General features: G+C 71.6%; 7 protein-coding genes. 4 read left to right on the top strand and 3 right to left on the bottom strand.

The window, feature by feature from the left end; all coding sequences use genetic code 11:
• The 3 genes from AC07CM_RS23035 to AC07CM_RS23025 all read left to right on the top strand — a co-directional run.
• Nucleotides 1-711, top strand: a 711-nt coding sequence (locus AC07CM_RS23035; RefSeq protein WP_478878304.1) for a cytochrome c oxidase subunit I, incomplete at its 5' end; no start/stop codon positions are given.
• Nucleotides 708-1,043, top strand: a complete 336-nt coding sequence (locus tag AC07CM_RS23030) for a hypothetical protein (protein WP_478878303.1) — start codon at nucleotides 708-710, stop codon at nucleotides 1,041-1,043. The genes AC07CM_RS23035 and AC07CM_RS23030, both read left to right, overlap by 4 nt.
• 91 nt (nucleotides 1,044-1,134) lie before the next feature.
• Complete coding sequence (locus AC07CM_RS23025; protein ID WP_478878318.1) at nucleotides 1,135-2,364, top strand: glycosyltransferase; 1,230 nt, start codon at nucleotides 1,135-1,137, stop codon at nucleotides 2,362-2,364.
• 4 nt (nucleotides 2,365-2,368) lie between these two features.
• On the opposite strand, the gene AC07CM_RS23020 is transcribed toward AC07CM_RS23025, so the two are convergent.
• Nucleotides 2,369-3,394, bottom strand: a complete 1,026-nt coding sequence (locus AC07CM_RS23020) for an alcohol dehydrogenase (RefSeq protein WP_478878302.1) — start codon at nucleotides 3,392-3,394, stop codon at nucleotides 2,369-2,371.
• Between the two features lie 134 nt (nucleotides 3,395-3,528).
• The gene (locus tag AC07CM_RS23015; RefSeq protein ID WP_478878301.1) at nucleotides 3,529-4,191 is read right to left on the bottom strand and encodes a TetR/AcrR family transcriptional regulator; all 663 of its coding nucleotides are present in this window, start codon (nucleotides 4,189-4,191) and stop codon (nucleotides 3,529-3,531) included.
• 139 nt (nucleotides 4,192-4,330) lie between these two features.
• On the opposite strand from AC07CM_RS23015, the gene AC07CM_RS23010 reads away from it, so the two are divergent.
• Nucleotides 4,331-5,590, top strand: a complete 1,260-nt coding sequence (locus tag AC07CM_RS23010) for a YncE family protein (RefSeq protein ID WP_478878300.1) — start codon at nucleotides 4,331-4,333, stop codon at nucleotides 5,588-5,590.
• A 42-nt stretch (nucleotides 5,591-5,632) separates the two neighbouring features.
• Here the strand turns inward: AC07CM_RS23010 and AC07CM_RS23005 are convergent, their stop codons facing one another.
• Nucleotides 5,633-7,489: a cellulase family glycosylhydrolase gene (locus AC07CM_RS23005; RefSeq protein WP_478878299.1), complete on the bottom strand. Its 1,857-nt coding sequence runs from the start codon at nucleotides 7,487-7,489 to the stop codon at nucleotides 5,633-5,635.
• Nucleotides 7,490-7,515: the final 26 nt, after the last annotated feature.

The raw sequence follows: 7,515 nt of genomic DNA, 5'->3' as shown, positions 1-7,515 counted from the left end.
TTCTTCTCCTTCATGACGTTCCTGATCGCCGTCCCGACCGGTGTGAAGTTCTTCAACTGGATCGGCACGATGTGGAAGGGCAGTCTGTCCTTCGAAACACCGATGCTCTGGGTCATGGGCTTTCTCGTCACGTTCGTCTTCGGCGGGCTGACCGGTGTGATGCTCGCCTCGCCGCCCATCGACTTCCACATCTCGGACAGCTACTTCGTGGTGGCCCACTTCCACTACGTCGTCTTCGGCACGGTCGTCTTCGCGATGTTCGCCGGATTCCACTTCTGGTGGCCGAAGTTCACGGGGAAGATGCTCGACGAGCGGCTCGGCAAGATCACCTTCTGGACGCTGTTCATCGGCTTCCACGGCACGTTCCTGGTCCAGCACTGGCTCGGTGCCGAGGGCATGCAGCGCCGGATCCCCGACTACCTGGCGGTCGAGGGGTTCGCGACGCTCAACACGGTGTCGACGATCTCCTCGTTCCTGCTGGGCTCGTCCATGCTCCCGTTCTTCTACAACGTGTGGAAGACGGCCAAGTACGGCAAGCCGGTCGGCGTGGACGACCCGTGGGGCTACGGCCGTTCACTGGAGTGGGCGACCTCCTGCCCTCCCCCGCGACACAACTTCCTCACCCTGCCGCGGATCCGCAGCGAATCCCCGGCGTTCGACCTGCACCATCCGGACCCGCACGACCGGCCGCGGGAGTTGGCCGCGCGATGAGCACCGGGGACGAGAGGGCGCTGGTCCAGGAGGTCGAGGGCCACCTGCTGCTCGCCGCCGCACGGGAGGAGGGCCGTACGGCGGCGGCCCGCTTCTCCTCCCGCCTCGGCCGGCTCACCGACACCCAGCGGGACGATCTGGAGCGGCACTTCGAGACGGAGTACCTCGCCCTGGCCCGCACCTCGTGGCGGCGCACCGCCGAACGCGCCGAGGAACTGCGCCACACCTACGAGAGCAGGTACCGCACGCTGCGCCGGCGACTGGTGGCCTGGTGCGTGCTGGGCTGTGCCCTGCCGGCAGCGGCGGTCCTGCTGGTGCTCGCCGCCGCCTGAGGCGGCGGGCAAGTCCTCGGAGCCTCGCGGGCCGCCGTGCGGCCGTAGTCGCCGCCGTCCGGCCATACTGGCCCTCGTGCGGATTGCGATCATGACGGCGGGATCCCGGGGCGACGTGGCCCCGTACACCGGACTGGGTCACCGGCTCAGGGGCGCCGGGCACGAGGTCACCCTGGTCACACACGGGTGCTTCGAGCCGCTCGTGGCCGGCTCCGGGGTGCGGTTCCACGCGCTGCCGGTCGATCCGCGCGCGGAGCTTGAGTCGGCTCGGGGCCGGGGACTGCACCGCAGCGCCAGCGGCGCCGGAAAGCTGGTGCGGGTGGTCGAGCTGGCCCGGCGGCTGGTCGGGCGGATGACCGACGACCTGGTGGCGGCGGCGCGGCACAGCGACGTCCTGCTGCTGTCGGCCTCGCTGGCGCCGCTCGGGCACACCGTCGCCGAGGGGCTGCGACTGCCGAGCATGGGCCTCTATCTGCAACCCCTCGCCCCTACCCGGGAGTTCGCTCCTCCGGTGCTCGGCGGCGGGTCCTTGGGGGCGGCGGGCAACCGGCTCGCCGGACACGGTGTGAACCTAGCCGTGGAACACGTCTTCGCCGCCACCGTACCCGCGGTCCGTGCCCGCCTCGGGCTGCCCCCGGTCGGGACCGGAACCGCACGGCGCACCCGGGAGCGGCGGCTGTGGCCGGTACAGCACGGCTTCAGCCCGCTGATCGTGCCCCGGCCCAGGGACTGGCGGCCGGGTCTCGGTGTGTGCGGTTACTGGTGGCCGTACGACGCCGAGCCCGAACTGCCGTCACGCTTGCGGGACTTCATCGAGGCGGGTCCGCCGCCGGTGTTCGTCGGGCTGGGCAGCGCCACCGTCCCGGACTCCGGCCGGCTCAGTGCGCAGGTCGTGGCGGCGCTGCGGCGGGCCGGGCTGCGCGGGGTGATCCAGCGCGGCTGGGGCGGCCTCGCGGCGGACGGCGACGACATGCTGACCGTCGGCGAGGTGCCGCACTCGGTGCTGTTCCCGAGGATGGCCGCCGTGGTCCACCACGCCGGGGCGGGCACGACGGCGGCGGGTCTGCGCGCCGGGGTGCCCGCGGTGCCGGTGCCGATCCAGTTCGACGAGGGATTCTGGGCCGCCCGGCTGGTGGCCCTGGGCGTCGCCCCGACCGCCGTACCGCTGCGCCGGCTGACCGTCGAGGCCCTGTCCGCGGCGCTGCTGCGGGCGACGCGCGCGTCGTCGTACCGCGCCCGGGCCCGGGTGCTCGGGGAGCGGATCCGGGCCGAGGACGGGGTCACGCCGGTACTGGACGCGGTGAACGCGCTGGGCGGCTGACACGTCAGCCGTAGGAGAGCACCATCCGGAAGCGGGCCCTGCCGGCGAGCATCTTCTGGTACGCCTCGTCCGCGCGCTCCAGCGGCACGATCTCGGTCATCGGGCGAATGTTGTGCAGGGCGCCGAAGGCCATGGTGTCCTCGACGTCCTGCGAGGTGCCGGAGGGGTGGCCGCGGACGACACGGCCGCTCAACAGCAGCTGGACCGGGGTGATGCCGAGGGGTTCGGTGTCCGCGCCGATGACCACCAGCTCTCCGCGGTGGGCCAGGCCTTCCACGGTGGATGTGATGGCCTCGGAGTTTCCGGCGGTGGCCAGGACGACCTTGGCGCCCCCGAGCGACTGCAGGGCCTCGGCCACCGGGGTGCCGGAGGTGCTGTCGACGTAGTGGTGGGCGCCGAGCTGCTTGGCGAAGTCGGCCTTCTCGGGACCGCGGGCGATCCCCACGGTCTCGAAGCCCATCGCGACCGCGTACTGCACCCCGAGGTGGCCGAGGCCGCCGAGACCGAGCACGGCGACCAGGTCTCCGGGCCGGGCGGAGCTGCGCCGCAGTCCGTTGTACGTCGTCACGCCCGCGCAGGCCATCGGCCCGGCGTCGACCGCCGCCAGCCCCTCGGGGATCCGCGCCAGGGCGTCGACGGGCACGACGACCTTCTCGCCGAAGCCTCCGTCGTAGGCCCACCCCGGGACCTTCAGGTTCGGGCAGACGACGAAGTCGCCCTCCCGGCAGGGACGGCAGTGGCCGCAGCTGCCGCCGAACCAGCCGACCGCCACCCGGTCGCCGACCCGCCACCCGTGGTCGTGCGTTCCCTGACCCAGTTCCTCGATGTGCCCGGCGATCTCGTGCCCGGGCACCTCCGGGAACGACACGCCCGGTAGTCCGCCGCTCACGAACAGCGCGTCACTGTGGCAGATCCCGCACGCCTCCACGGCGACCCTCACCTCGCCGGGTCCCGGCTGCGGCACCTCTCGCTCAACCAGCTCGAACGTGCCGTTCGGGGCGGTCACCTGCGCGACTCGATAAGTACTCATGCGTGTCTCCGGAGAACGGGTACATAGGCCCCTCAACCAGCAGACCAGCTCCGGGCCGATCGCGCGCGCCGAGCGGCGCGGCCGCCGGGGTCACGGCCGGCGGCCCCTACCGGCGGCGACCCGGCGGGTCCGGGTCAGAGCGGCCCGGGGCGCCAGCCCTCCGGGCGCAGGGTGCCGAGCAGTTGGCGGACGAGTTCGTCGACGACGTCGTCCAGGCTCGCGTCCACCCAGCCCGCGCTCCAGTCGTGCAGCAGGCCGTTGACGCTGCCGATGAAGGCCGTGGCCGCGAGGCGGTAGTCGCGCGGTGCCGCCTCCCCGCGGGCCACCGCCGCGTCGGCCTCGGAGCGGATCAGGTCGACCCAGCGCGCCCGGCGGGCGAGCCGCTGCTCCTCCAGCTCCGGGCTGACACCGATGATCTCCACGAAGGCGATGCGGATCCGGCGCGGGTCGGAGGTGACGTCGCGGGCGTAGGCGCGGAACAGCACGGCGACCCGCTCGGCCAGTGGCAGACCCTGCGCCGCCGCGAGCGCGTCCAGCACCGCCTGCTCGGCCCAGCCGTTGACCTCCAGGTGCAGCGCGGCGAGCACGTCCTCCAGGGTGCGGAACTCCTCGTAGAACTGCCGGGTGGACAGGCCCGCCGCCTGGCTCAGCGCGGCGACCGTCGTCGCGCGGAAGCCCGGGCCGTCTCCGAACAGCCGCAGCGCCGCCTCCAGGAAACGGCGGCGCCGCTCGGCCTGCCGCTCCTCGGCGGATCTGCCGCCGTAGCGGCCCGTCGGCGCCCTGAGCCTGCCCGCCACCCCTGCCCCCTCCCTCACCCACCGGATCCCAATCTTGTCGTGCACACATCTTGTCGAGAAGCCCGCCCCCTCCTTACTTTTCAGTAAGTTCACTGTGAAAGCACCCGTGTTCAGATCTCCCCGAGGAAAGAGAGCAGTCATGCCTGCCTCCAGAACCAGGCACCTTTGCTCCGTGGCCGCCGCCCTCGTCCTGACAGTCGCGGGCCCCGCGACCGCCGCCTCCGCCGCGACCGCCGCGTCCGAGGCCCCCGGCCTGCGCGAGGTGCTGTTCGTCGGCAACAACTGGGACGGCACCGCCGATGTCATCAGGTCCTCCGGTGACTTCGCGAAGGTCGGCCGGATCAACGTCGTCCCGGACAAGGACCAGCGGATGGCGGAGATCAACGCGGACCCCATCAAGTGGATCTACTTCATGGCGATCCGCAACAGCGTCGGCGAGGGCCACGACCAGTTCGCCGACGACATGTACTCCACCCCCGACGGGAAGTCGGTCGTGGTGTCGCGCCCGAGCTTCGCCGACGTGGTCTCGATCGATCTGGCCACCGGGCGGATCAACTGGCGTTTCCCGGTGTCCGGTTACCGCGCGGACCACATGGCGGTCTCGCCGGACGGCACCCGGGTGGCGGTCTCCGCCTCGACCGCCAACACCGTGCACGTGCTGGACATCGTCACCGGGAAACAACTGGGGTCGTTCGCGACCGGCGACAAGCCGCACGAGAACATCTTCACCAGGGACGGCAAGTACATCTGGAACATGGCCATCGGGGACGTCAACACCGCCCTGGACGACCCGGCCTGGGACTGGACGAAGGGCGACCGGCACATCACGGTCGTGGACGCGACCACGTACAAGCAGGTCAAGGTCATCGACATGCGCCAGCGGCTGGACGCGATCGGGCTGAAGGACTTCTCCGACGCCGTGCGCCCGGCCGTCTTCTCCCCCGACGAGTCGAAGCTGTACTTCCAGGTGTCCTTCTTCAACGGGTTCCTGGAGTACGACGTCGCCTCCGACCGGATCACCCGGGTCAAGACGCTGCCGAAGAATCCGGCGACCAGCGAGGACCGCACGACCTGGGTCAACGACTCACGTCACCACGGCATCTCGATGAACCCCGACGGCAGCAAACTGTGTGTCGCCGGCACCATGGACGACTACGCCACGGTGGTCGACCGCGCCACCCTCCAGGAGGGTCCGCTCGTCACCACGTCCAAGCCGTACTGGGCCACGGTCAGCGGCGACGGCAAGGACTGCATCGTCTCCGAGAGCGGGGCCGACCAGGTCACGGCGATCGACTTCGCCACGGGCCGGAAGGTCCTCTCGATCCCGGTCGGCGACCATCCGCAGCGCGTCCGGCTGGGGCATGTGCAGGCCGACTGGAGCGGGCCGTCGGGAAGTTGACGAGCGCACGGCCTCCGGGCGGTTCCGGAGGCCGTGCGCCGGTCAGAAGTGCGCCGCCGTCCACGCGGCCAGCTCGGACCGCGCCGCGCTCAGCAGGTCCGCCGAGGGCGCGGTGGCCCCGTTGGTCACCAGGGCGTAGTGCGGCACGCCGGAGTCCGCGTCGGTGAGCAGCAGCCGGCGGCTGCCGGTGCCGCCCGGCTCGGCGGCCACGCCGACCGGGGTCGAGGCGGTGTAGGCCGGGGGTGCCCAGGCCGTGCCCAGATCGGAGACGACGGTCGTCGCCGAGGTGGGGAAGGAGGCCGGCAGATGCAGTTCGGTCGGTGCCGTGCCGCCGCCGGAACGCCACACGAGCAGCCCGTACTGTCCCGAGCCCACCAGCCGCGCCACGTTCGGCAGCGAACTCGGCACCGGGTTCCAGGTCAGGGTGGTCGAGCCGTCCCGGGACCGGTCCTCGTAGGTGAAGGCGAGGGCCGAGCCCGCGGTGGCGCTCGGATAGATCCGGTCGAGCAGCCGGGCGTCCTGGCGCAGGGCGGCGTTCCCGGAGTCGTCGAGCCGCACGGCGGAGAGGTCCTCGTCGTTCCAGGCGTCGCCGGCGGTGAGCACCTTGTCGCGGTTGCCGTTCATCAACTCGTGGTGGCGGCCGCTGTAGAGGTCCCACTGCCACTGCGAACCGGAGAGGACCGGGCCGGATGCGGCCGGGGCGCTCCACCAACTCGCGCCGCGGACGCGGGAGTCGAGCGCCTGGTACATGGCCTTGAGCACGGTGGGCGCCTTGTCGGACACCGTGCCGGACAACGGGTGCCCGAACTCGCTGACCACGGCGGCCGTCCCGGCGGCCGAGGCGCGGTCGCGGACGGTGCCGAAGTCGGAGGCGTACTGGCCGTCGGCCGCCTTGCCCCACATCAGGATCCCGGAGATGGCCTTCTGGTCGTAGAAGTGGGTGTTGAAGACGTACGCCGGGCCGAGGGTGCCCGCGTCCAGCAGTCCGCCCTCCTGCTTCTGGGTGGAGATGTTCGCGTTCCAGAAGAGGTTGGGCTCGACGAAGGCGGGTTTGTCCTGCCAGCCGGCGGCGTCCATGCGGGCGCGGAACCTCACGTAGAACGGCCAGAGCAGGTCGCGTTCCCAGGTGCGGGAGGTCTGCCCGGAGTCGTAGCCGCCCGCGTACGGCTCGTTGTACGGGTCGAAGCCGACGACGCCCGCGAACTCCTCGCCGGCCAGGTGCTGCTGGAGATACGCCATGGCCGTCTGCGCCGTGGCGAGGAAGGCGTCCTGCAGACCGTGCGCGTTGTGCCAGAAGTCGTACTGGGCGCTCTGCACGGCCGCGTTCTGGGTGATGTTCTGGCCCCAGAAGAGGCAGATGCCGCAGAACTCCTTCGGATAACTCCCGGCGTCGACGGCCCACTTGGGGGCGCCGTCGCCCGTGTACCAGCTGCCGGAGTCGAACAGGTACCGGGAGTACAGGTCCTGGTGGAAGTCGGGGTAGACCTTGATGCCGGCGTCCAGGAAGGCACGCATCTGGTCGGTGACCGCGGCCAGATAGGCCGTGTCCACCCGGCCGCGCACCGGTTCGGCGTGCGCCCAGGAGAGCGGGAAGCGGACCGCGTTGCCGCCGCCCTGGGCGCGCAGCGCGGCCGCCGACTTCCGGGCGTCGGCGACCGAGGCGAAGGGCAGGCCGCCGTTCTCCTCCAGTTTGGCCTCGCCGGAGACGTTGTAGCCGCGCAGCACGATCTCGCGCCCCTGGCCGTCGGTGAAGCGGCCGTTCCGGACGGTGAGCGGGGCGCCGTCGAACCAGAGGGAGTCGGAGGGGGTGGCGGCGGTGGCGGGCGGGGCGCCCGCCACCGTCAGGAGTCCGCAGAGGACGACCGGGACAAGAAGCAGACGCGCCCTGACGGTGGACATGTACACCACAGTCCGATGCCGCCGGG

This window comes from Streptomyces sp. NPDC044061 (genome assembly GCF_056434305.1).
The sequence above is the reverse complement of the archived record's forward strand: the minus strand, read 5'-3'. Positions and strand labels throughout refer to the sequence as shown.

Coding starts and splice junctions, on each gene's coding strand:
- AC07CM_RS23005 (WP_478878299.1), bottom strand. CDS start 7,489: ATGTCCACCGTCAGGGCGCGTCTGCTTCTTGTCCCGGTCGTCCTCTGC.
- AC07CM_RS23010 (WP_478878300.1), top strand. CDS start 4,331: ATGCCTGCCTCCAGAACCAGGCACCTTTGCTCCGTGGCCGCCGCCCTC.
- AC07CM_RS23025 (WP_478878318.1), top strand. CDS start 1,135: ATGACGGCGGGATCCCGGGGCGACGTGGCCCCGTACACCGGACTGGGT.
- AC07CM_RS23020 (WP_478878302.1), bottom strand. CDS start 3,394: ATGAGTACTTATCGAGTCGCGCAGGTGACCGCCCCGAACGGCACGTTC.
- AC07CM_RS23030 (WP_478878303.1), top strand. CDS start 708: ATGAGCACCGGGGACGAGAGGGCGCTGGTCCAGGAGGTCGAGGGCCAC.